We start from the raw sequence: 22,821 nt of genomic DNA on the forward strand, positions 1-22,821 counted from the left end.
AGATGTCGCAATCCACACCGAACCCGGAGGCCCTCCCTTACACCAAGATCATCCGATCACGTGTCGTCCCGTACCCAACCACCGTGGTCAGTACAGCTAGATCGTCGGTCCCATGCTCGCCAGCCGGCGGAGTTCCTTCACCGTGTCCGTCGCGTTCAGTACCAGCTCCGTGTCTTCTCCCACGTCGCCCGCGTAGCGGTAGATCGCCGTCGGGCCGTCGCTGATCGCTATGGCCGCCACCAGGCGGCCCTCCGGGTCGCGGGTGAGCCCCGTCGTCACCGACACCTCGCGGCCGACCGTGTCGACCGTGGTCAGCGTCCGCTCCTTGTACCAGCCTCGCGTTGTCATGTTCAGAAAGCTCCGGGGGATGGGCTCGACAGGGATACGTCGTGAGACGCCCGGATCACCGAAGGCGTTACGGCATACTGGGCCGCGTGATCACCCGGCCGCACGTCCTGCTGTCCGCCGCGCAGTCGCTCGACGGCTTCCTCGACGACACCTCGCCCGACCGGCTCGTGCTGTCCACTGAGGACGACTTTGCCGTCGTGGACCGGTTGCGGGCCGAGGCCGATGCGATCTTCGTCGGCGCCGGGACCGTGCGGGCCGACAACCCGCGGCTGCTCGTGCGGTCCCCGGAGCTGCGGCGACAACGTCTCGAAAGCGGAAAACCCGAACAACCCGTCAAGGTCACCGTGACCACGCGCGGCCTCGACCCCCACGCGCAGTTCTTCACCGTCGGGGACACCGAAAAGATCGTCTACGCCCCGCCCGGGGCCGCCGACGCGCTGAAGGACGTCGCCACCGTCGTCGACGCCGGGAATCCGCCCGAATTCGGCCGGATCCTCGACGACCTCGGCGCGCGCGGTATCGAAAACCTGCTGGTCGAAGGCGGCGGCGGGATCCACACCCGGTTCCTCACCGAAGGCCTCGCTGACGAGCTGCGGCTCGCGATCGCGCCGTTCTTCGTCGGGCAGCCGGACGCGCCGCGGTTCGTCGGGCCCGGGCTCTACCCGCGTCCGCTGACGCTCACCGGCGTCGAAGAACTGCAGGGAATGGCCATCCTCCGGTACCGCGCGGCGCCCGAGCCGACCGGCCGGGACATCGCGCGCCTGCGGGAAGCCATCGCCCTCGCCGCCGAGTGCCCGCCCAGCCACACCTTCCGGGTCGGGGCCGTCATCACCGACGCCGACGGCGAAGTCGTCGCGACCGGGCATTCCGGGGAGGGTGATCCGCTCAACCACGCCGAGGAAGCCGCGCTCGCCAAATGCGACGGAGACCCGCGACTGGCCGGCGCCACGATGTACAGCTCGCTGGAGCCGTGCAGCCACCGCAGCTCCCACCCGCGCAGCTGCACGCAGCTCATCCTCGACGCCGGGATCCCGCGGGTCGTCTTCGCGTGGCGCGAGCCGCCCGTCTTCGTCGACGCCCGGGGAACCGAGCTGTTGCGCGAAGCCGGGCGGCACGTCGTCGAGGTGCCCGCGCTGACCCCGGAGGTCCAGCGCGAGAACACCCACCTCGAATTCTGAGAGCGCTAGCAGGCGCCGTTGTCCGCCCAGACGCCCCACTCGCCGGTGGTGCCGGGCTCTTCGCCCTGCGTCCACCACTTGGCCGTCCACTTGTGGCCGTTGTGCGAGACGACGTTGTCCTTGACGTAGACCTTCGTCCGGTCCCACTCCGCCGCGGTGCACGAGCCGCCGCCGGGGGTGGTCGGGGTCGTCGTCGCGGTCGGGGTCGTCTGCGGCGGGGTCGCCCCGGCGAACCGGACGCTGAACTTCGTGAAGTCCCAGTCGTTCTGCGGGACGTTGCTGCAGACGCCGTTGTCGGTCGTGCCGACGCAGGCGCGGTCGCGGTTGACCGACCAGAACGTGAAGCGGCCGAGGCCGTGGCTGGTCGCGTAGTCGTAGACCGTCTGGAAGTCCGCGGTGTAGAACATCTCGGCCGCGTCCGACTTGCCGTTCATGCCGGAAAAGCCTTCGTGCGAGTACGCGGTCGCGCTGTCCCAGCCCATGTGCGACGTCAGCAGGCCGTGGAACGCTTCCAGCGCCGACACCTGCGACGAGCCGCCGTTGAAGCCGCCGTCGAACGGCATGATCGAGAAGTTGTTGGGCGCGAAGCCGATCGACTTCGCCTGGTCGAGCAGCTGCGTGCCGAACCAGCCGGTGCCGGCCGCGGTGCCCGGCATGGTCACCGACACGAACAGGCCGGGGTTGTTGGCCTGCAACGTCTTCGCCGCGCCGAGCTCGTTCGCGATGGCCGCGGTGTTCTCGTACTCGGGCTCTTCGAGGTCGAAGTCGATGGCCTTGAGCGAGTACTTCGTGATGACCTGCTGGTACGCGGCGGCGGTCGCCGCGACGGTGCCGCAGGTCTGGCCCAGCTTCGTGCCGCCGTAGCCGCCGACGGACACCGAGACGTCACCGCCGTTGGACCGGATCCGCGAAATCACGTTCGCGACCGTGGTGTCGGAGGAGACCGCGTTGGTGCCGTCCCAGGTCGGGCTGCAGCCGCCGCCGTTGGGCGCCAGGATGAACGCCAGCTGGAACGCCTTGAGCCCGGTCGCGTTCATCACGGTGATCGGGTCCGGCGGGTTGTTGCTCACGGGCATGAGGTAGGGCGCGGCGGCGTACCAGTTGTTGCTCAACGCCGCGGTGGCCGACGGCGCACCGAGCACGAGGCTCACGGCGGTGGCGGCGAAAGTGGCGGCGGCGAGCCCGATGGCGGCCAGTCTGCTCCTGCGCATGATCTGTCCTCCCGGTGGGGATCGAGGGTGGACAAACTATTGGACTAGACCATTGACGAAGTCAAGACGCGATCGTCGGAGACTGTCGAATGACGGGCGAAAAGCGCCGGAATATCCGATATTCGTCCGAGCATCAGGTGAGAAAGTCACCCTCGCGGGAGCGACACGACCACCACCAGGCCGCCTTCCGGCCGCGCTGTCGCCGCGACCTCGCCGCCGTGCGCGTGCGCGACGGACCGCACGATCGACAACCCCAGCCCCGCGCCCTCCGCGGCCACCCGGGCCCGCCGGTGGAACGGGTCGAACAGCGCCGGCACCTCCGCCGGCGGGATCACCGGTCCGCTGTTCGCCACCGCCAGCTCCACCCGCCCGGGCAGCGACCGCGTCGCCACGCGCACCCAGCCGTCCGGCACGTTGTGGCGGATCCCGTTCTCCACCAGGTTGTGCGCCAGCCGTTCCAGCATCAGCGCATCGCCGAGCGCCGTCGCCTCGCCGAGATCCGTGAGAACCTCCGGCGGGACCACGTGCGCGACCACCGCCGCCAGGTCCACCGGGCACCGCTCGGTCAGCGCGCTCTCCGACCGGGCCAGCAGCAGCAACCCGCTGATCAGCTTCTCGTGCCGCGCGTTGATCTCCAGCAGCTTGCCGCCGAGCTGCCGGACGTCGTCGGAGGCCGTGCGGCGGTGCATCGCCACCTCGACCAGCGACCGGTTCAGCGTCAACGGCGTGCGCAGCTCGTGCGACGCGTTCGCGACGAACCTGCGTTGCGCGTCGAACGAGCGGTCGAGGCGCTCGACCATCACGTCGAACGCGTCGGCGAGGTCCTTCACCTCGTCGTCCGGGCCGCGCAACGCGATCCGCGCGTGGCCGCCGGGGTCGGCCGCCGCCGCGATGCCGCGCGCGGTGTCCGTCACCTGCCGCAACGGCGCCAGCGCGCGGCCCGCCACCAGCCAGCCCAGCCCGGCCGCCAGCACCGCCACCGCGCCGAGCGCGATCGCCCCTTGCGTCAGCAGCGACGTCGCCGCCGCGGCGCGCACCTGCCGCGCCTGCTCGTCGAGGGATTCCGGGGACGGCAGCATCGGCAGGCCCGCCGGCGCGACGCCCGTGATTAACGTGACGCGCCGGCCGACCTGCTGGGTGAACAGCAGGTACGTCACGCCCAGCAGCACGCCGCCCGCCAGCAGGAACAGGCTGCCGTACAGCACGGTCAGCCGCAGCCGGAGGCTCACCGGAGGCGGTAGCCGACGCCGGTGACCGTCTCCACCAGCGGCGGGTCGCCGAGCTTGCGCCGCAGCTTGAGGATGGTGAGCCGGACCGCGCCGGTGAACGGGTCCGCGTGCTCGTCCCACGCCTTCTCCAGCAGGTGTTCGGCGGACACGGCGGCGCCGTCCGCGCGCAGCAGCTCGGCGAGCACGGCGAACTCCTTTTTGGACAGCGGGAGGTAACGCCCGTCGCGGAAGACCTCGTGCCGCGCCGGGTCGAGCGTGACGCCGGAGCGGCACAGCACCGGCGGCGCGGCCGGACGGCAGCGCCGCCCCAGCGACTGGATGCGCGCGGCCAGCTCGGGGAAGGCGAACGGCTTCGTCAGGTAGTCGTCGGCGCCGAGGGACAGCCCCGCGACGCGGTCGGTGACCTCGACGGCGGCGGTGAGCATCAGCACCCGCGTCGCCGCCTCGGACGCGACGACCTGACGGCAGACGTCGTCGCCGTGCACGACCGGCAGGTCCCGGTCGAGCACGACGACGTCGTAGTCGTGGACGGCGATCCGGTCGAGCGCGGCACCGCCGTCGTGGGCGATGTCGACCGCGTGCGACTCGTCGCGCAGCCACTCCGCGATCGCCTCCGCGAGCATCGGCTCGTCCTCCACCACCAGCACCCGCATGCCCCGATGATCGCCGCGCCGGTGTTTCCTCGCCGTTAGCGGCACCGGTAGAGGGTGTCCGCGCCGCCGATCCGCACCGGGCCGCCGTCCTGCGCGGGCGCCTTCCGGCCGCCGTACGCGCCCGCGTCGACGGTCGTGCAGTGCCGCTCGATCCACCGTTGGCGTTCGCTCTGGGCGGCGCTGCGCGGCGGCATGCCCTGCGCGGTGCCGGCGCCGCTCAGCACGTACCGCAGCTTGCCTTCGGCGAGCCAGCGGTCGAGCTGCGCGACCGAAGGTGCGTTGTCGCGGCCGCCGAAGCCGCCCATGCCGATGACGGTCGCGTCGGAGTCGATGAGGAACGGCGCGACCGCGCTCGCCTCGGCGTTCACCGCGAGGGTGATCTCGGTGCCGTCGCGGCGGGCGTAGTCGAGGATGCGGCGTTGCTCGTCGGACAGCGTGGCGGTGCCGTCGGCGCCACCGCCGATCATCAGCCGGGGCCGCGGTCCCGGCCCGCCGGGTCCACCGGGCCCGCCCGGTCCACCGGAGACGACCGGGCCGCCGGGAGCGCTCGGGCTCCCGGGCGCGGCGGGCCCGGCGGCGGGCAGCGTCCCGGCCGACGTGCTCTGCGCGGCGGCGTAGGACCACACGGCGGGCGTGAGCAGCAGCGGCACCAGCGCGGCGGCGAGCGTCCAGCGGTCGCGCGCGACGAGCAGGCCCGCGATCGCCGCCACGGCGGTGCCGGCCACCGCCCAGCGCGTCCAGCCGTGGAACGACGTGTCGCGCGAGGTCAGGACGAACGCCCAGGCCGCGGTCAGCGCGACGACCAGGGGGAGCACGGTCCGCCGGTGCCGGCGCCACAGCAGCGCCAGTCCGGCGGCGGAGACCGCGGCGACGGCGGGGGCCATCGCCGTCGTGTAGTACGGGTGCCAGATGCCGCCGGCGAAGCTGAAGACCACGCCCGTCACGAGCAGCCAGCCGCCCCAGAGCAGCCAGCCGGCGTCACGCCACCGGCGGCCGAGGACGGCCAGGACGACGAGCGCGAGGGGCAGCAGCCACGAGATCTGCCCGCCGACCAGGTCGTTGAACATCCGGCCGGGTCCGGGGTCGCCGCCGAAGGAGCTCATGGTCTGCTGCCCGTTGCGCATGATCATCATGCCGCCGCCCTCGCCGTCGCCGGAGAGACGGCCGAAGCCGTTGTAGCCGAAGACGAGGTCCCACGCGGAGCCGTCCTCGCTGCCGCCCATGTAGGGCTTGGCACCGGGCCACCAGTCGTACAGGGCGATCCACCAGAACGACGAGACGACGAGCACGGGGCCCGCGCCGAGGACGTCGAGCAGCCTGCGCTTGAGCGGCCCGTTCGTCCCGGCGAGGTAGGCGGCGACCAGCGCGGGGACGATGATCCACGCCTGCAGCATCTTGGTGAGGAAGCCGCAGCCGACGAAGAAGGCGCACCACCACAGCCAGTGCCGGCCGCCGCGGAGCGCGCGGGTGAGCGCGTACGCGGCGGCGACGAGGAAGAGCACGAGCAGCGTGTCCGGGTTGTTGTCGCGGTTGATGACGACGGTGACCGGCGTCAGCGCGAGGATGGCGGCGGCCAGCAGGGCGACGTTCTCGCCGGCCCAGATCCGGACGGTCCGGTGCAGCAGGAACACCGCCGCGACGCCTTCGAGGACCTGGGGCAGCAGCAGGGCCCAGCCGTGGTAGCCGAAGATCAGCACTGAAAGCGCTTGCGGCCACAACGCGAGAGGCGGTTTGTCGACGGTGACGACGCCGTAGGGGTCGAAGGAGCCGAAGAGGAAGTTGGTGAAGCTTCCCGTCATCGACTTGGCGGCGGCGGAGTAGTAGGTGTTGCCGAGCTGGCCGTCGCCGATCTTCCAGGCGTAGAGCACGGCGGCGCCGAGGCAGACGAGGGGAAGCGCCCAGGAGCGGGTCTTCGGGGGAGCGGCGGTGATCATGACCGCCACCCAACTCCGGCCCGCGTTTCCCGGGCGTTTCTACTCCGCCTCGAGGTCACCTTCCAACGACAGGTACACCTCGCGCATCTTCTCCAGCAGCGACGGGTCCGGCTCCTCCCACAGCCCGCGGTCCGCGGCCTCGTTCAGCCGCTCCACGATCCCCCGCAACGCCCACGGGTTCGCCTGCCGCAGGAACTCCTGGTTCACCTCGTCCAGCACGTACGACTCGGTCAGCTTCTCGTACATCCAGTCGCCGACCACGCCCGCCGTGGCGTCGAAGCCGAACAGGTAGTCCACTGTGGCCGCGAGCTCGAACGCCCCCTTGTAGCCGTGCCGTCGCATCGCCGCCAGCCAGCGCGGGTTGACCACCCTGGCGCGGAACACCCGGGCCGTCTCCTCGCCCAGCGTTCGCGTGCGGACCGCGTCCGGTGACGTGCTGTCGCCCACGTAGGACACCGGGGCCGTCCCCGTCAGCGCGCGGACCGTCGCGATCATCCCGCCGTGGTACTGGAAGTAGTCGTCGGAATCGGCGATGTCGTGCTCGCGCGTGTCCGTGTTCTTCGCCGCCACCACGATGCGCTTGTACGAGTTCTCCATGTCCTCGCGCGCCGGGCGGCCGTCCAGGTCGCGGCCGTACGCGAAACCGCCCCAGACCGCGTACACCTCCGCCAGATCCTTGTCGTCGCGCCAGTTCCCGCTGTCCATCAGGGGCAGCAGACCCGCGCCGTACGCGCCCGGCTTCGAGCCGAAGATCCGCGTGGTCGCGCGGCGGGCGTCGCCGTGCGAAGCCAGGTCCGCGGAAACGTGCGCCCGGACGAAGTTCTCCGACGACGGTTCGTCCAAAGAGGCCACCAGGCGCACCGCGTCGTCGAGAAGCGTGATCACGTGCGGGAACGCGTCCCGGAAGAAGCCGCTGATCCGGATCGTCACGTCGATGCGAGGACGGCCCAGCTCCGGCAGCGGAATGGCCTCGATGCCCGTCACCCGCCGCGAAGCCTCGTCCCACACCGGCTGGACGCCCAGCAGTGCCAGGACTTCCGCGGCGTCGTCGCCGGACGTGCGCATCGCCGACGTGCCCCACACCGACAGCCCGACCGAGCGCGGCCAATCGCCGGTGTCCTCGCGATAGCGGCGAAGCAGCGACTCCGCCAGCGCCTGGCCCGTCTCCCACGCCAGGCGGCTCGGGATGGCCTTCGGGTCGACGGTGTAGAAGTTGCGGCCCGTCGGCAGGACGTTCACCAGCCCGCGCAACGGCGACCCGCTCGGCCCCGCCGGGATGTAGCCGCCGTCCAGGGCGTGCAGCACCGCGTCCAGCTCGGCCGTCGTCCCCGCCAGCCGGGGCACGATCTCCGAAGCCGCGAACGAAAGAACGCGCGCGACGTCGGGGTCCGGCGCCACCGAAGCGACCGCGGTGGCGTCCCAGCCCCGCATCTCCATCGCCTGGACCAGCTCGCGCGCGGTCGTCTCGACGGCGTCCACTTCGGACAGTGACGCCTCTTCCTTCAGTCCCAGGGCCGACCGCAGGCCCGGCACCGCGCCCTGCTTGCCGCCCCACATCTGCTGCGCCCGCAGCATCGCCAGCACCAGGTTGACGCGCGCTTCGCCGGTGGGCGCCGAACCCAGGACGTGGAGCCCGTCGCGGATCTGGGCGTCCTTGACCTCGCACAGCCAGCCGTCGATGTGCAGCAGGAAGTCGTCGAACTCCGCGTCGTGCGGGCGCTCGTCGACGCCGAGGTCGTGGTCCAGCTTCGCCGCCTGGATCAGCGTCCAGATCTGGGCGCGGATCGCCGGCAGCTTCGCCGGGTCCATCGCCGCGATGTTCGCGTGCTCGTCCAGCAGCTGCTCCAGCCGCGCCAGGTCGCCGTAGGACTCCGCCCGGGCCATCGGCGGGATCAGGTGGTCGACGATCGTCGCGTGCGCCCGCCGCTTCGCCTGCGCGCCCTCGCCCGGGTCGTTGATCAGGAACGGGTAGACCAGCGGCAGGTTCCCGAGGACGGCGTCCGGCGCACACGACGCCGAGAGCCCGGCGGTCTTGCCCGGCAGCCATTCGAGGGACCCGTGCTTGCCGAGGTGGACGACGGCGTGCGCGCCGAACTCCTCCTCCAGCCACCGGTAGGCGGCCAGGTAGTGGTGGCTCGGCGGCAGGTCCGGGTTGTGGTAGATCGCGACGGGGTTCTCGCCGAACCCGCGCGGCGGCTGGATCATGATGATCACGTTGCCGCTCTGCAGCGACGCCAGCACGATGTCGCCGTTGTCGACGTACAGCTGCCCCGGCGCCGTGCCCCAGTGCTCCTCCATCGCCGAACGCAGCTCGGCCGGCAGCTGGGAGAACCACTCTCGGTAGCGCGCGGCGGGCACGCGGATCGGGTTCCCGGACAGCTGTTCCTCGGTCAGCCACTCCGGGTCCTGGCCGCCGGCCGCGATCAGCGCGTGGATCAGCGCGTCGCCGTCGGGCTGGTCGGTGCCGGTCGGGTCGACGCCGGGGAAGGCGTCCGGACCCAGGTCGTAGCCCAGGTCCCGCATCCGCCGCAGCAGCTCGATCGCCGACGCGGGCGTGTCCAGCCCGACCGCGTTGCCGACGCGAGAGTGCTTCGTCGGGTACGCGGACAGCATCAGCGCGATGCGTCGAGAAGCCGGGGGCGTGTGCCGCAGCCGGGCGTGCGCCAGCGCGATGCGGGCGACGCGGGACGCGCGTTCGGCGTCCGGCACGTACCGGGGGAGACCGTCCTCGTCCAGCTCCTTGAACGAGAACGGCACCGTGATCAGCCGCCCGTCGAACTCCGGGACGGCCATCTGGTTCCCGGCGTCGAGCGGCGACAGGCCGTCGTCGTTGGCCGCCCACGTCTCGCGGTCGCTGGTCAGGCACAGCGCCTGCAGGATCGGGACGTCGAGCGCGGCCATCTCGGCGACGTCCCACGCCTCGTCGTCGCCCCCGGCACCCACCTCGGACGGCCGCGTGCCGCCCGCCGCCAGGACGGTGACCAGCAAGGCGTCCACGGACGCCAGCTCGGCCATCATCTCCGGCTCGCGCGTTCGCAGCGAAGCGCAGTAGATCGGCAACGCGCGTCCGCCCGCCGCTTCGATCTCGTCGGCGAGCGCGTGCACGAAGGCGGTGTTCCCGGACAGGTGGTGCGCCCGGTAGTAGAGGATCCCGATGACCGGGCCGTCACCTCGCGAAGGACGTTCGAGGACGCCCCACGCGGGTTGCACCGCGGGCGGCTCGAAGCCGTCGCCGGTCAGCAGGAGCGTGTCGGAGAGGAACCGGTGCAGCTGGGTGAGGTTCGCCGGGCCGCCCTGCGCGAGGTAGGCGTGGGCTTCGGCGGCGATGCCCGCCGGGACGGTCGAGAGCTTCATCAGCTCGGCGTCCGGCGTCTGCTCCCCGCCCAGGACGACGACGTGCGCGCCCGACGCCCGCACCGTGTCCAGGCCGTCCTGCCAGGTCCGCGGGGTGCCGAGGATGCGGACGACCACGATCCGCACGCCATCCAAGAGCGCGGGCAGCTCGGCGACGTCGATGCGCGAGGGGTTGGCCAGCCGGAACTCCGCGTCGGCCGAACGGGCGCTGAGCAGGTCGGTGTCCGAAGTGGACAGAAGCAGGATCACGAGGTTCCTCCTCGGGGTCCGCGCCCCGGGTAGACGGGCGCGCCGGCCGGAGTTCCTGGCTCTCGGGGCCCCGACCTACTCCCTCCCTCGGAGGGGCAATCGGACACAGCACTCCCCGATGACAGTGGCGGGACCGCCCCGGACTCTCACCGGGTTCCTCCACCTGCCGATGCGTGGGTATCGGCTCCACTCTCCGGTGCCGGTCGAGGTGCGTCAAGGTGATGTTGACCCGGCGCTCGGTAACCTGGCGGCTTGGACGCCTTCCTCCGTGACTTCACCGCGGCCCAGTCGAGCCGCGGCCCCTACCGCCGGGCGACCGCGGCCGAGCTGGCCGCCGCCGAAGCCGGGTTCGCCGCGTTCCTCGACGGCGCCCCGCACGACCTCGGCGAGCTGGGGTTTTCGGTGCGCGACGACTCGCTCGTCGTCCAGGAGCCCGGCTCGGAACGCGCCTGGGGCCTGTACGCCATCGACCGGTCCGCACCGCCGTCGCTGGTGGTCGAGGCACCGCACGCCTCGTCCGACCTGCGGACCGAGCTGGTCGGCCTCGCGCTCTTCGAACGAACGCCGGGCGCGATCCTCGCGGTCGGCGGGGCCCACCGGCGCCGGGAGGACCCCGCGCACGACACCGGGACCGTCTTCCACGTCGTCACGACGCTGCTGGCCCGGCGCGGCCTGCCGCAGGTCCAGCTGCACGGGTTCACCGACACCACCCTCGCCACGGCGGACGTCGTGCTCTCCGCCGGGGCCGCCGAAGCCGGGGACGCGGCCCGCCGCGCGGCCGACCGCCTGGAGGAAGCCGGGTTCCGCGTCTGCCGGGCCTGGGAAGAGCCCTGCCGGGGCCTGGCCGGGACGACGAACGTCCAGAGCCAGGCCGCCGGCGGCACGCCGTTCCTGCACGTCGAGCTGAACCGGACCGTCCGCGAGACGCGCCGGTCCGACGTCGTCGACGCCCTGGTCGAAGCCGACTTCACCAAGCCCTAGGCGGACTGCTCGCCCAGCCGCGGGAAGGGTTTCGTCGAGAACAGGACCTCCACCGGGACCTCGAAGAACTCCGCGATCCGCAGCGCCACGAACAGGCTGGGGCTGTACTCGCCGCGTTCCAGGTAGCCGATCGTCTGGTAGTGCACGCCCAGCGCCTCCGCCAGCTGGCGGCGCGAGATCGACCGCTCCGCGCGCAGCATCGCGATCCGGTTGTAGACGACCTCACTCATCGTTACCCCACACGCTGCATGGCCTTCTCCCGCCGCTGTGCCACCGACGAACCCGCTTCCCGCCGCGCCATGCGCCGCAGCAGCACCGGGGCCAGCGTCAATCCGATCACGGACCACGCCAGCAGCACCGCCAGGGTCGGCACCGGCCGCCACGACCGGCCGATCTCGACGACCACCGCGCTGTCCGGCAGCAGCGCCGAGCGCATGCCGAGGCCCATCCAGTACATGGGGAACACCTGGGCGATGTCCTGCACCCAGCCGGGCAGTGCCGTGATCGGGTAGAAGATCCCCGAAATCGCGCCCAGGCCCACGACCGGCAGCACGATCAAGCCCGTGGACCGCGGGCTGCTGGTCAGCGAACCCAGCGCCGCGCCGATCGGCAGCGTCGCGACCAGCCCGAGCGCCAGCACGCCCAGCAGGTGCAGGTACGACCAGACGCCGTCTGGCGCGAGCGTCGAGCCGTACAGGACCAGGCACGGCACCAGCGTCACCAGGACGCCGCTGAGCTGGCCGAGCGACACCGCGGTGGTCTTCCCGACCAGGTAGCCGAGCATTCCGTGCGGGGTGGCCTTGGCGCGCAGCAGCGTGCCGTCCTCGCGGTCGATGGCGAGGTAGCCCGCCGCGCCGCTCAGGCCGTTGAACACGACGCCCGCGCCGAGCATGCCGGGCACGGTCACCGCGCCGAGCGAGATCGACGTGCCGGGCACGGTCGCGTTCCGCATGAAGAACACCGTGCCGACGAGCAGCAGCGTGAACGCGACCTGGCCGACCAGGTCGTCGAAGTTGGTCCAGGTCTGCTTGAACTCGATCCAGCCCCGGGCCAGCCCGGAGCGCAGCGAAGCCGTCCTGGCGTTCATCGCGCACCCGCTTCCTGGAGGCCCAGCTCCGTCTCGCCGCCGGCTTCGGCGCGGTGGACCAGCGCCATGTACGTGTCCTCCAGCGACGCCCGCCGGACCTCGAGGTCCGCGACGGCCTCGCCGTGCTGCTTGAACAGGTCGTAGACGTACTTGGTCGCTTCGGTCGTCAGGTGCACGAACCGCTGGCCGTCGATCGTCCAGCGGACCTCGGCCTCGCCGGAGATCTGCCGCGACAGCGCGTCGGCCGAGCCGTCGGCGATGATGCGGCCGCCGTTGAGGATGAGGATCCGGTCGGCCAGCTTCTCGGCCTCGTCGAGGTCGTGCGTGGTCAGCAGGATCGTGGTGTCCAGCTCGTCGGACAGCCGGTGCACCAGGTCGTGGAACTCCCGCCGCGCCTCCGGGTCGAAGCCCGCCGTCGGCTCGTCGAGGAACAGCAGCTCGGGCCGCCCGACGATGCCGATCGCGACGTCGAGCCGGCGCCGCTGGCCGCCGGAGAGCTGCTTGAGCTTCTTGTGCGCGTGCTCGGTCAGCCCGACGGCCGCGATCAGCTCGTCGGCGTCCCACGGCCGGGGGTGCGACGCCGTCGAGTACGGCGCGTAGTACCGGCCGAGGTGCGCGAGCAGCTCCCGGACGCGCCACTTCCCGTGGTCGCGCCAGGACTGGAGCACGACCCCCAGCCGCGCCCGCCAGTCTTCGCCGCCGTGGGCCGGGTCGACGCCCAGGACGTCGACCTCGCCCGCCGACCGCATCCGGAACCCCTCGAGGATCTCGATCGTCGTCGTCTTGCCCGCGCCGTTCGGCCCGAGCAGGCAGACGACCTCGCCCCGGAAAGCCTCGAACCCGACGTCGTGCAACACGTCGTTCGCGCCGTAGCGCATCCGGAGCCCGCGCACGCGAACCGCGGGAACAGCTGGATCTCTCATCGCCAACCCCCATCGGACTGATACGATCGAATGTAGCACACCTACTACATTCGATCAGAGTTCTGCTGCGCCGGGAACTTGACCGGCGGTCACCCGGTTCGCCGGGCATGGGTACCTGGCTGGGACTGGCTCTTCCGGGCGGCGTCGTGATCCTGCTGGTCATGGCCGCGATCGAACTGCGGCCGCGCAAGAACGGCTCACGCTTCAAGGCGCGGTTGTCCGCGACCTACCTCGAAGAGACCACCGCGTTCCTCTACGGCACCAAGCGGCGTGAGCTGGAACACCGGGAAACGATGTCGATGCTCGTCGAGCAGGACGCCGAGGGCGCGCCACCCCTGCGTGACGTGGACCTCGACGCCGGGATCGCGCGGATCCGGCCCCGTTCGGGCCCGCCGGAGCCGGAAAACCGCCAGCTACAGTGAGCCCATGCCGACCCCAGCGCGTGTGCGAGCCGACGCGTGCCCGGGTGTTTTCGCACCCCACGAGGCCGCCGACGGCCCGTTGGCCCGTGTCCGGCTGCCCGGCGGTGCGGTTTCCGCGGCGCAGCTGCGCGCGCTGGCCGACTGCGCCGAGGCGTGCGGCGACGGCGACCTCCACCTCACCTCGCGCGGCAACGTCCAGCTGCGCGGCGTCACCCGGCCCGGCCTCGCGGCGCGGCTGACCGACGCGGGCCTGCTGCCTTCGCCGTCGCACGAGCGGGTCCGGAACGTCCTGGCGTCGCCGTTGAGCGGCATCCGCGGCGGGCTCGCCGACGTCCGCGGCCTGGCTGCGGCGCTGGACGATCTGCTGTGCGCCACCCCCGAACTGGCTTCGCTGCCCGGCCGGTTCCTCTTCGCCTTCGACGACGGACGCGGTGACGTCGCCGGCGAAGGCGCCGACGTCTGCTGGCGGGCAACCGGGCCTGCCGAAGGCACCTTGGTGCTCGCGGGCGGCGACACCGGACGCCGCGTGACGCGCACCGACGCCGTGGCGACGCTGATCGAAGTCGCCCTGGAGTTCGGCCGGGTGCGCGGAGCCGCCTGGCGCGTCGCCGAACTCGACGACCCGGCCTGGCGCGGGACGCCGGTGCCGAGGGCGCCGGAAGAAATCCCGGCCGGGCTGATCGAGCGGGACGGCGGCTGGGCCGCGGGCGTGGTCCCGCGCTTCGGGCAGCTGACCGCCGGGCAGGCCCGCGCACTGGCGGAGTTCGGGCCGGCGCTGGTCACGCCGTGGAAGTCGCTGGTACTGCCGGACGTCCCCGCCGACGTCTTCGAGCGGCTCGGCTTCGGTGGCGTCGCCTTGGGGACCACCGCGTGCATCGGCCGGCCGGGCTGCGCGAAGTCCCGCGCCGACGTGCGGGCCGACGCCGTCTTCCGGCCGGGCCTGCGCGCGCACTTCTCGGGCTGCGAACGGCGGTGCGGAAAGCCGTCGCAGTCCCATGTGGACGTTGTCGCCGAAGCGGGGGGCTACCGCATCGACGGCCGCTGGGTGCCGCTCGACGAGATGGAAGGGAAGCTGTGATCGACTACCTGCGGGACGGTGCCGAGATCTACCGGCACTCGTTCGCCACGATCCGCGAGGAGGCGGACCTGGCGATCCTGCCCGACGACGTGGCGGGCCTGGCGGTCCGGATGATCCACGCCTGCGGCATGGTCGATCTGGTCGACGACCTGCGCTACACGCTCGACGTCGTCGAGTCCGGCCGCGCCGCGCTCGAGGCGGGCGCGCCGGTCCTGTGCGACGCGCAGATGATCGCCAGCGGCGTCACGCGGCGCCGCCTGCCCGCGGCCAACGAAGTCCTCTGCACGCTGTCCGACCCGAGCGTGCCCGGGCTCGCCGAACGGATGGGCACCACGCGGTCGGCGGCGGCGCTGGAACTGTGGCGCGACAAGCTGCCCGGCTCGGTCGTCGCGATCGGCAACGCGCCGACCGCGCTGTTCCGCCTGCTGGAGATCCTCGACGAAGGCGTCGGCGCGCCCGCGGCGATCATCGGCGTGCCGGTCGGGTTCGTCGGCGCGGTGGAGTCCAAAGTGGAGCTCGCCAAGCGGGCCCCGGCGCCCTACCTCGTGGTGCACGGACGCCGCGGCGGCAGCGCGATGGCCGTCGCCGCGATCAACGCACTCGCGAGCGTCGAAGAATGACCGGGACGCTGTACGGCGTCGGGCTCGGCCCCGGCGACCCGGAACTGATGACGGTCAAGGCGGCGCGGCTGATCTCCGAGGCTTCGGTGATCGCCTACCACTGCGCGCGGCACGGGCGCAGCATCGCGCGGTCGGTCGCCGAGCCGTACCTTCGTGAGGGGCAGCTCGAGGAGAAGCTCGTCTACCCGGTCACGACCGAGACGACCGACCACCCCGGCGGGTACGAAGGCGCGATCGCCGACTTCTACGAGCTGAGCGCGAAACGGCTCGCCGAGCACCTCGACGCCGGCCGCGACGTGGTCCTGCTCTGCGAGGGCGACCCGTTCTTCTACGGCTCGTACATGTACATGCACGAACGGCTTTCCGGCCGTTTCGAGGCGGTCGTCGTGCCCGGCGTGACGTCGGTGAGCGCGGCGTCGTCCGTGCTCGGCCGGCCGCTGGTCCAGCGGGACGAGGTGCTGACGGTGCTGCCCGGCACGCTGCCGGCCCCGGAACTGGCCCGGCGGCTCGCGGACACCGACGCGGCGGCCGTCCTCAAGCTCGGCCGGACGTTCGGCTCGGTGCGCGAGGCCTTCGCGGAGGCCGGGAAGCTCGGCGACGCCGTCTACGTCGAGCGCGCGACCTGGGGACAGCAGCGGATCGAGCCGCTCGCGGACGTGGATCCCGCTTCGGTGCCGTACTTTTCCCTGGCGCTGCTGCCTTCTCCGGCGTACGCGTCCCGGGTTTCGCCCGCACCGGCTCCTTCGCCGGCTGCCGAGAGCCAGGGCGAGGTCGTCGTGGTCGGGCTCGGCCCGGCGGGTCCGGAGTGGCTGACCCCGGAAGCCGCGGCGGAACTGGAAGCGGCGGAGCACGTCGTCGGGTACGGGCCGTACGTCGCCCGCGTCCCGCAGAAGGCGGGGCAGCGGCGGCACGCGTCCGGCAACCGCGTCGAGGCGGACCGGGCTCGCGAAGCGCTGGCCCTGGCGGCCGGCGGTTCCCGGGTGGCGGTGGTGTCCTCGGGCGACCCGGGGGTGTTCGCGATGGCGTCGGCGGTGCTGGAGCAGGTCGCGGCCGGCCACGGCGCGGGCGTGCGCGTCCGGATCGTGCCGGGCGTGACGGCGGCCCAGGCGGCGGCCGCACGCGTCGGCGCGCCGCTGGGCCACGACTACTGCGTGCTGTCGCTGTCCGACCGGCTCAAGCCGTGGGAGATCATCGAGCAGCGGCTGGACGCGGCGGGCGCGGCGGATCTGGTGCTGGCGCTGTACAACCCGGCGTCGAGGTCCCGGACGACGCAGCTCGCCGACGCCCGGGACGTCCTCCTCCGCCACCGCGCCCCGGCGACCCCGGTGGTGGTGGCACGGGACGTCGGCGGCCCGGAGGAGGACGTCCGGATCACGACGCTCGGTGACCTCGATCCGTCCACAGTGGACATGCGGTGCCTGCTGATCGTGGGGTCCAGCCGCACCCGGGCGGCGGACGGGGTCGTCTGGACCCCACGCAGCTACTAGCCGAGCGCGGTCAGGAACGCCGCGCCGTTCGGGCTGCCGATGCCGGTGACGTCGTCGTAGCCGTCGCGGACGTGGATCGTCAGCACGGCGTCGGCGTCCAGCGAACGCAGGCTCGCCGCCGAGTACCCGGCGGAGGCGTCGACCGAGTTGTTGTAGTTGACCCGGGCGACCGCCATCGGCGACGGCGGCTGCCGCACGTCGTGGAACGCGGACGTGCCCGCCTTGGCGTACAGCAGCGGGTTGGCGAAGCCGAACGTCCGTCCGGCCCGCTGCTGCGCCAGCGCGACGAAGGCCGCGAACAGCGGCGAGGCCAGGCTCGTGCCGCCGATGCGGTACTCGCTGTACTTCGCCGTGCCGTCCGGGAACGCCTGCGTCTGCCCGACCAGGAAACCGGTGTTCGGGTCGGCCAGCGCGGCCACGTCCGGCACCGCGCGCATCGGCCGCGGGCGGGCGCCGTTCGCCGTCGCGATGGCGTTCGGCACCACCCCGGCCTGGTACGCGGGCTGGGTGAACAGCCGGCTCGTCCCGCCGCCGGCGCCGCCGAAGAACTCACCCGGCGGCGTCGGCACCCAGGCGCCGTTCGTCAGCGTCGACCGCCCGGTCTCCCAGCCGGTCTCGAAGAGGTACTCGCCGTTCTTGCCGACGCCGAGCGACGTCCCGCCGACCGCGGTCACCCACGGGCTCACCGCGGGCCAGTCCGGGGTGGCGGCCGGGAAGTTCGCGGCGACGCCGCCGGTCTCGTCGGCGTTGTCCCCGCTGGAGAAGTAGACGCCGATCCCGGTCGCCGCGGCCTCGATGAGCGTGTCGTTGAACGGCTTGACGTACCCGGTCGGCAGCAGCTCGGTCGAGAACCCGTAGGAGTTCGTCACGATCGAGGCCAGGTGCTGGTCGACGACGTGGTTCATCGCCGCGTCGAGGTCCTGGTAGTTGTTCGGCGCGCCGACGTAGACGATGTCCGCGCCCGGCGCGATGCCGTGCACCGCCTCGACGTCGAGCGTTTCCTCGCCGTACCAGCCCTGCGGGTCCTGCTTCGGGTTCTGCGGCCGGTGGTACACACCCGGCGGCACCACCTGGGTGAACTGGTTGCCGGACAGCTGCGGCAGGCCGTGGAGGCGGGAGTAGGTGTTGACGTCCGCGACGATCGTCGGTGACGCGTAGGCGTCGATGATCGCCACGGTCTGACCCGTGCCGTCGGTGCCGGCCGCGATGGCCTGCTGGACGCCGTACGCGCTTCGCAGCTGCGCCGGCGTGTACCCGCACGGCGCCCACGGGTTCGGGTGCCCGTAGGCGTCCGGCACCTTGACGCCGTCGGGGGTCAGCGTGGTCGCGGTGGTCTTCTCGCCGTAGTAGGCCGAGCACGGCGGTGCGTTGACGAACGCGGGCGACGGCGTCGCGGCCGGCCCGGCGGACGGCCGCAGCAGCGCGAACGACTCGTCGAGCCCGACGACCGCGCTGACGCTCGCCGGCAGATCGGCGGGCAGCGACAGGTCGTGTTCGGGAGCGCGGAGGGTCTGGCCGGCGACCCGGTACTCGCCGAAGCTCGTGCCGAACGCGGCTGCGGCCTGCGCGACCGTGCCCTCTGCTTGGACGTACCGGCGGTTGCCCGGGGTGTAGCCGACGTCGAAGCCGGCCCTGCGCAGCCACTGCTGCACCGCGTTCACGTCGTTCTGCGACGGCGCGAACCGCTGCCGGAACTGCGCGGCCGTGAGGTAGTGGCCGTAGCCGGCGGAGCCGGGCGTCGAGACGCTGCTCGCCGCGGCGGCCGCGTCGCCGGTCCAGCCGAGGTAGACGCGGAAGGCCACGTCGGCCGCCGAATCCGCCGCCCCGGTCCGCGCGGACGATTTCGCCCAGGCCGGAGTGCTGCCGGGCAGCGGGGTCCGCTCGCTCGCCGCGGCGGCCCCGGTCAGCAGACCGGCGGTCGTCACGGCCGTGGCGGCCAGTGCGATCAGCCGGAGCACGGATCTGCGCATCACTGGTCCTCCTCGGGAAGTCCTCGCCCCTGCGACGGTGGAGGGGCGAAGGGAAAAATAGTTCCGGAAATCGGAGGTGACCAGTTTCGTGATCGAGTCGATGCGGGTATCGGATATTTCGGGCGGTGCCTTTTTCACGCATTATTCGTGTTAACTCGCGAATATCGATTTGGGCCACTGAGAGTAGAGCCGCCTGCGGTATCCGGGTGATCGCGCTTGCCCGGTCGGCGGTACCGATACGGTGCTCCCGTGCGAGCAGGCGGGGCCTTGGCGTCCGAAGTGGCCAGAGCGGAACGGGCACTGCACCGTCGGACCGCGTTGGCCTGCGGCGTCGCCGAACACGCCGGAGTGCCGGGTCGGTTCCGCGTGTGGGAGCGGGCCGGGGTTCTGGCGGCGGTGGCGACGGACCCGGCACTGGGTTTCCTGGCCACGGTGTCCGGCGTGACGCGCGAGACGGTCCCGGCGGCGATCGCCCTGCTCGACGCCCCGGTCTGGGCGGGCGTCAAGCCGGCGATCGTGGTGTCGGCCGAGTTCGCCGAGCTGCCGGCGGCCGGGCTGGTGCGGGCGCGGGACCGCCTCCTGGCCGTCAAGCGCCTGGAGCCGCGGCCCGTTGCGACGCCCCCGGAGGCGATCGACGTCGACGTGTTCGTGAGCGTCCTGCTGGCGGGCTTCGGGGCGCACGGGGTGGTCACCCGGTTCATGGCGGCGGAGCACCGGGCCCCGGCGATCCGGCGGTTCCTCGCGGTGGCCGAGGAGGTCCCGATCGCCGCGGCGGGCATGACGATCCACGGCGACGTCGCCGTCCTCGGAGCCGCGTCGACCCTGCCCGCCCACCGGGGCCACGGCGCCCAGCGCGAGCTGCTGCACCGACGCCTCGACGCGGCGGCCTCGGCGGGCTGCACCCTGGCGGTGGCCACGGCCCGCCCCGATTCGGCGAGCGCGGTCAACCTCAGCCGGACCGGCTTCGACCTCCACCGCCGGACGGCGTGGCGCAGGCCGTGACTCAGCGCGTCGGGTCCTTGCCGTTGGGCTGGCTCGGCCCCGGTCCCGGCGACCACCACCCCGGCACGGTCTTCTCCCCGTGCACGACGGTCGGCGCGATGCCCTCGGTGAACGGCTCGATCTGCAGCAGCTGGCCCCACGACTGGCTCGGCTGCCCGATCAGGTAGCTCGGCACCTCCGGCTCCTCGGCCAGCTCCTCCAGCCACCCGATCGGCCCGCCGTTCGTCGACGACGCCCACTGCGCCTCGTCCGCCAGGCCGCCCGCCGTGATGCGGTACTCCGGGACCTGCGAGATCCCGTCGTGGGACGTCACCGGCTGGACGCACGGGTACACGAACGACGCCGGCCAGTCGACGTACACCGGCTTCGAGCCGATCTTGTCCGTCAGCGTCGTGAACGTCGGGACGCGCGGGGCCGAGGCCGCGATCCAGCCGTCCTCCGTCAGGTCGTTGTCGACGATGTTGATGCGGACCGCGTTCGTCTCCGGCGGCAGGTCGCGCAGGTTGATGCGCGTGTCGTTCCAGCCGCCCGTGCCCGAGCCCGGGGGGAGCATGAACTGGCTGCGCAGGATCTTCACGCCCTCCGGCGTGTTGACGCCGTAGTCGAGGCTCACCGACGTCGGGCGGCGGGCCGCGCCCGCCGTCGCCACCACGATCTGGCCGTCCGCCGGCTTCTCCGTCAGCGCGTACCAGTCGCTGCGCAGGCGGCCCGCGCGCGTCTCCGGGTCGAGGTAGCTCGACCACATCGGCACGGTCTCCGGGGTGAACCCGTGCGGCGGCTCGGCCAGGGGGTCCTTGTCGTCGACCGCGCGGGTGTGGAAGCCGGTCTGGACGCGGCCGTTGTCCTGGTCCGGGTTCGGCAGCGGGGACTCGGTCTCCTTCGGCTTCTCCGCGACCGTCCGCTGCTCGGACTGCGGGCGCAGGATGCTCGTCGCCGCGTCGCGCTCGACCATCACGTGGTCGGACAGGTTGCAGCTCTTGCCGAACAGGTGCCCGATGTTGGCCGCGCCGAGGCTGTAGCTGCCGGACTGGTTGTGGATTGCCCACGCCATCGTGACGAACTCGCCCGCCGCCACCAGGCCGCAGACCACCACCAGCGACAGCGACCCGAGCCGCAGCGCGCGCAGCCGGCCTTCCTGGGACTGGGCCGGCAGCCCCGGCCGGTGCGCGCGGACGTTCTCGACGAACGCGTAGATCCCGGCGACCGCGGCCGCCACCAGCAGGATCGTCGACAGCGGGATCCCGCCGATCGACGGCGCCACGTTCGTCCACTGGACGCCGAGGCGCGAGACGAACCAGTAGGTGTTCGGCCCGGTCGCGGCGAGCGCGGCGACCACCAGCAGCGCCGAGAGGAAGGCCGCGCGGTTGCGTTTCGACCGCAGCACCGTCGAACTCGTCGCGAGCGCGGCCAGCGCCGCCATCGACGCGCCGACCGCGGCGAACGCGCCGAAGTGGTGCGTCCACTTCGTCGGCGTCAGGGCCAGCAGCAGGAAGAACAGCGCCGTCGTGCCGATCAGGCGGCGGGCGGGGCCGAGCGACGCGCCGGGGATGCGACCGCGGCGCAGCAGCACCACCAGGCAGGTGGCCGTGCAGAGCACGACCAGCAGCACCGGGAACCGGCGCGGCGCCGAGCCGTCCGGCAGGCTTTCGAACAGCAGCTGGTAGCGGGCCAGCTCCTGGAACCACGACAGGTTCGGGCCCACCTGGGTGCGGATCCGGGTCGCCTCCTGGACGGTCGCGAACGTCTGGTCGGCGAACACGACGACCAGCACGAGCAACCCGGCCGCGGCGATCGGCGCGAGCACCGGGATCCAGCCGTTCTCGTTCGCGCGCTGGCGGATCAGCTTGAACAGGGGGCGCGCGGCGACCAGGAACGGCGCCACGGCGATCAGCCCGGTCGGCGTCGCGGCGAGGGTGAACCCGGCCGCGGTCAGGCCGAGGCACAGCGGCAGCAGCCGCCGCGTCACCAGCGTGCGCTCGACCGCGCAGATCGCCAGCAGCGAGCCGAGCGCGGCCACCGGTTCCGGGCGGACGCCGTTGTTGTAGGGCATCCACCAGATCAGGAACACCGTCGCGGCGGCCCAGCTGGCCGGGCGGCTGGTGCGGATCTGGCTGCCCAGCCGCGGCATCACCTCGCGGCTGATCAGCAGCCAGCTGAGCACGCCGAGCAGGAACGACGGCAGCCGGATCCACGGCGGCACCGTGCTGACGTGCGTCATCAGCTCGTAGACGTGGTAGAACCAGCCGAACGGCGCTTCGGCGACGCCGAACCAGCGGTGGTAGTTCGTCAGGAACCCGGTCTGCTCGGTGACCCGGGCCATCGTCAGGATGTAGCCGTCGTCCGAGGTCACCGGCCCGATGAAGACCCACGCGCCGAGCGCGGCGATCACCGTGACGTCCCGCAGCGTCAGCCGCCACCAGCCGACCGGCGCCCAGCGCGGCGCGCGCCGGGCGAAGCCGGAGTCGCGGCGCCAGACCGCGATCATGCAGCCGATCAGCGACAGCACGGCGAGCACGCCGACGGTGATCTTCAGCGCGGTCGGCGACGTCTGGTAGCGGGTGTCCGGCACGACCGAGACGTGCAGGCCGGCGATCGGGTCCTTGCTCGAGTTGATCGAGGAGTAGATGCCGACCACGCGGGGCCGGACGTCGCCGTTCGCGTGGAAGATCGGCGTCCCGGCCACGGCCAGGGTCATCTGCGTCGCGTCGACGTCCAGCTCGACGTCGCACTTCTCGGCGGGCAGCGGCTGCTGGGCGATCTGCTGGCCCTGGCTGGAGGCGAACAGCACGCCGTTGTCGACGCGCAGCTGGAGGCCGACGCCCTTGCCGGCGTTCGGGTCGGTGCGGCCGTCCGGCACGGTGGCGAACAGCAGGCCCGGCCCGTTCGTGCGGGCGTCGACCGAGCGGATGGCCGCGCACGGCAGCTCGGCGCGCAGGTCCTGGGCCCAGTACCCGGTCAAGGGCGCGTTGACGGAGCGGGTGTCGCTGCCGGTGGGCCAGACGACCTCCGCCGTGTCCTGCACCACCGGCAGGAAGGGGAAAGCCAGCGCGCACAAGGCCGAGAGCAACCCCAGCGCTACGGCAATCAGACGCATC

At 72.4% G+C, this 22,821-nt stretch carries 18 protein-coding genes and 1 riboswitch; of the genes, 7 read left to right on the forward strand and 11 right to left on the reverse strand.

Annotated elements, in window-relative coordinates:
- Positions 1 to 96 precede the first annotated feature (96 nt).
- Positions 97 to 348, reverse strand: coding sequence for a hypothetical protein (locus tag AB0J40_RS45890; protein ID WP_364466713.1), 252 nt, complete (start codon positions 346 to 348; stop codon positions 97 to 99).
- 86 nt (positions 349 to 434) lie between these two features.
- On the opposite strand from AB0J40_RS45890, the gene AB0J40_RS45895 reads away from it, so the two are divergent.
- Positions 435 to 1,526 carry a dihydrofolate reductase family protein gene (locus tag AB0J40_RS45895; RefSeq protein ID WP_364466715.1) on the forward strand — a complete coding sequence of 364 codons (1,092 nt, stop codon included), beginning with the start codon at positions 435 to 437 and terminating at the stop codon, positions 1,524 to 1,526.
- Positions 1,527 to 1,531: 5 nt separating this feature from the next.
- Here the strand turns inward: AB0J40_RS45895 and AB0J40_RS45900 are convergent, their stop codons facing one another.
- From AB0J40_RS45900 to cobN, 5 genes are all read right to left on the reverse strand, one after another.
- Positions 1,532 to 2,737 (reverse strand): chitinase, encoded by a 1,206-nt coding sequence (locus AB0J40_RS45900; protein WP_364466717.1) that lies wholly within the window; start codon positions 2,735 to 2,737, stop codon positions 1,532 to 1,534.
- Between the two features lie 146 nt (positions 2,738 to 2,883).
- The gene (locus tag AB0J40_RS45905) at positions 2,884 to 3,966 is read right to left on the reverse strand and encodes an ATP-binding protein (protein ID WP_364466719.1); all 1,083 of its coding nucleotides are present in this window, start codon (positions 3,964 to 3,966) and stop codon (positions 2,884 to 2,886) included.
- On the reverse strand, positions 3,963 to 4,619 hold the full coding sequence (locus tag AB0J40_RS45910) for a response regulator transcription factor (protein WP_364466721.1): 657 nt from the start codon (positions 4,617 to 4,619) through the stop codon (positions 3,963 to 3,965). The genes AB0J40_RS45905 and AB0J40_RS45910 overlap by 4 nt, the downstream gene beginning before the upstream one ends.
- Before the next feature lie 35 nt (positions 4,620 to 4,654).
- Positions 4,655 to 6,553, reverse strand: coding sequence for a glycosyltransferase family 39 protein (locus AB0J40_RS45915; RefSeq protein WP_364466723.1), 1,899 nt, complete (start codon positions 6,551 to 6,553; stop codon positions 4,655 to 4,657).
- A gap of 39 nt (positions 6,554 to 6,592) precedes the next feature.
- Positions 6,593 to 10,156 (reverse strand): cobaltochelatase subunit CobN, encoded by a 3,564-nt coding sequence (gene cobN / locus AB0J40_RS45920; RefSeq protein ID WP_364466725.1) that lies wholly within the window; start codon positions 10,154 to 10,156, stop codon positions 6,593 to 6,595.
- A gap of 49 nt (positions 10,157 to 10,205) precedes the next feature.
- Positions 10,206 to 10,316: riboswitch (cobalamin riboswitch) on the reverse strand.
- 92 nt (positions 10,317 to 10,408) lie between these two features.
- On the opposite strand from cobN, the gene AB0J40_RS45925 reads away from it, so the two are divergent.
- Positions 10,409 to 11,137: a hypothetical protein gene (locus AB0J40_RS45925; protein WP_364466727.1), complete on the forward strand. Its 729-nt coding sequence runs from the start codon at positions 10,409 to 10,411 to the stop codon at positions 11,135 to 11,137.
- Here AB0J40_RS45925 and AB0J40_RS45930 read toward each other — a convergent pair.
- The 3 genes from AB0J40_RS45930 to AB0J40_RS45940 are packed head-to-tail and all read right to left on the reverse strand — an operon-like array spanning position 11,134 to position 13,147.
- Entirely contained in the window at positions 11,134 to 11,367 is a 234-nt protein-coding gene (locus tag AB0J40_RS45930; RefSeq protein ID WP_086676495.1) for a helix-turn-helix transcriptional regulator, read from the reverse strand. The genes AB0J40_RS45925 and AB0J40_RS45930 overlap by 4 nt on opposite strands.
- A gap of 2 nt (positions 11,368 to 11,369) precedes the next feature.
- Entirely contained in the window at positions 11,370 to 12,224 is an 855-nt protein-coding gene (locus tag AB0J40_RS45935; protein ID WP_364466729.1) for an ABC transporter permease, read from the reverse strand.
- Positions 12,221 to 13,147, reverse strand: a complete 927-nt coding sequence (locus AB0J40_RS45940; protein WP_364466731.1) for an ABC transporter ATP-binding protein — start codon at positions 13,145 to 13,147, stop codon at positions 12,221 to 12,223. Before AB0J40_RS45940 ends, AB0J40_RS45935 begins: the two co-directional genes overlap by 4 nt.
- 107 nt (positions 13,148 to 13,254) lie before the next feature.
- On the opposite strand from AB0J40_RS45940, the gene AB0J40_RS45945 reads away from it, so the two are divergent.
- Genes AB0J40_RS45945 through AB0J40_RS45960 form a run of 4 tightly spaced genes read left to right on the forward strand, consistent with a single transcriptional unit; the run spans position 13,255 to position 16,754 of the window.
- Positions 13,255 to 13,569: a DUF6191 domain-containing protein gene (locus AB0J40_RS45945; RefSeq protein WP_364466733.1), complete on the forward strand. Its 315-nt coding sequence runs from the start codon at positions 13,255 to 13,257 to the stop codon at positions 13,567 to 13,569.
- A gap of 4 nt (positions 13,570 to 13,573) precedes the next feature.
- Complete coding sequence (locus AB0J40_RS45950) at positions 13,574 to 14,647, forward strand: precorrin-3B synthase (protein WP_364466735.1); 1,074 nt, start codon at positions 13,574 to 13,576, stop codon at positions 14,645 to 14,647.
- Positions 14,644 to 15,267 (forward strand): precorrin-8X methylmutase, encoded by a 624-nt coding sequence (locus AB0J40_RS45955; RefSeq protein WP_364466737.1) that lies wholly within the window; start codon positions 14,644 to 14,646, stop codon positions 15,265 to 15,267. Before AB0J40_RS45950 ends, AB0J40_RS45955 begins: the two co-directional genes overlap by 4 nt.
- Complete coding sequence (locus AB0J40_RS45960; protein ID WP_364466739.1) at positions 15,264 to 16,754, forward strand: precorrin-2 C(20)-methyltransferase; 1,491 nt, start codon at positions 15,264 to 15,266, stop codon at positions 16,752 to 16,754. The genes AB0J40_RS45955 and AB0J40_RS45960 overlap by 4 nt, the downstream gene beginning before the upstream one ends.
- On the opposite strand, the gene AB0J40_RS45965 is transcribed toward AB0J40_RS45960, so the two are convergent.
- On the reverse strand, positions 16,751 to 18,724 hold the full coding sequence (locus AB0J40_RS45965; protein ID WP_364466741.1) for a S53 family peptidase: 1,974 nt from the start codon (positions 18,722 to 18,724) through the stop codon (positions 16,751 to 16,753). The genes AB0J40_RS45960 and AB0J40_RS45965 overlap by 4 nt on opposite strands.
- A gap of 249 nt (positions 18,725 to 18,973) precedes the next feature.
- On the opposite strand from AB0J40_RS45965, the gene AB0J40_RS45970 reads away from it, so the two are divergent.
- Positions 18,974 to 19,726, forward strand: coding sequence for a GNAT family N-acetyltransferase (locus AB0J40_RS45970; protein ID WP_364466743.1), 753 nt, complete (start codon positions 18,974 to 18,976; stop codon positions 19,724 to 19,726).
- Between the two features lies 1 nt (position 19,727).
- On the opposite strand, the gene AB0J40_RS45975 is transcribed toward AB0J40_RS45970, so the two are convergent.
- A complete protein-coding gene (locus AB0J40_RS45975) occupies positions 19,728 to 22,820 on the reverse strand; it encodes an arabinosyltransferase domain-containing protein (protein ID WP_364466745.1) in 3,093 nt (1,030 codons plus the stop codon).
- Position 22,821: the final 1 nt, after the last annotated feature.

Source organism: Amycolatopsis sp. NPDC049691, assembly GCF_040675005.1.
GTDB lineage: Bacteria > Actinomycetota > Actinomycetes > Mycobacteriales > Pseudonocardiaceae > Amycolatopsis.

Coding starts and splice junctions, on each gene's coding strand:
- AB0J40_RS45890 (WP_364466713.1), bottom strand. CDS start 348: ATGACAACGCGAGGCTGGTACAAGGAGCGGACGCTGACCACGGTCGAC.
- AB0J40_RS45900 (WP_364466717.1), bottom strand. CDS start 2,737: ATGCGCAGGAGCAGACTGGCCGCCATCGGGCTCGCCGCCGCCACTTTC.
- AB0J40_RS45910 (WP_364466721.1), bottom strand. CDS start 4,619: ATGCGGGTGCTGGTGGTGGAGGACGAGCCGATGCTCGCGGAGGCGATC.
- AB0J40_RS45915 (WP_364466723.1), bottom strand. CDS start 6,553: ATGATCACCGCCGCTCCCCCGAAGACCCGCTCCTGGGCGCTTCCCCTC.
- AB0J40_RS45930 (WP_086676495.1), bottom strand. CDS start 11,367: ATGAGTGAGGTCGTCTACAACCGGATCGCGATGCTGCGCGCGGAGCGG.
- AB0J40_RS45935 (WP_364466729.1), bottom strand. CDS start 12,224: ATGAACGCCAGGACGGCTTCGCTGCGCTCCGGGCTGGCCCGGGGCTGG.
- AB0J40_RS45940 (WP_364466731.1), bottom strand. CDS start 13,147: ATGAGAGATCCAGCTGTTCCCGCGGTTCGCGTGCGCGGGCTCCGGATG.
- AB0J40_RS45945 (WP_364466733.1), top strand. CDS start 13,255: ATGGGTACCTGGCTGGGACTGGCTCTTCCGGGCGGCGTCGTGATCCTG.
- AB0J40_RS45950 (WP_364466735.1), top strand. CDS start 13,574: ATGCCGACCCCAGCGCGTGTGCGAGCCGACGCGTGCCCGGGTGTTTTC.
- AB0J40_RS45960 (WP_364466739.1), top strand. CDS start 15,264: ATGACCGGGACGCTGTACGGCGTCGGGCTCGGCCCCGGCGACCCGGAA.
- AB0J40_RS45965 (WP_364466741.1), bottom strand. CDS start 18,724: ATGCGCAGATCCGTGCTCCGGCTGATCGCACTGGCCGCCACGGCCGTG.
- AB0J40_RS45975 (WP_364466745.1), bottom strand. CDS start 22,820: ATGCGTCTGATTGCCGTAGCGCTGGGGTTGCTCTCGGCCTTGTGCGCG.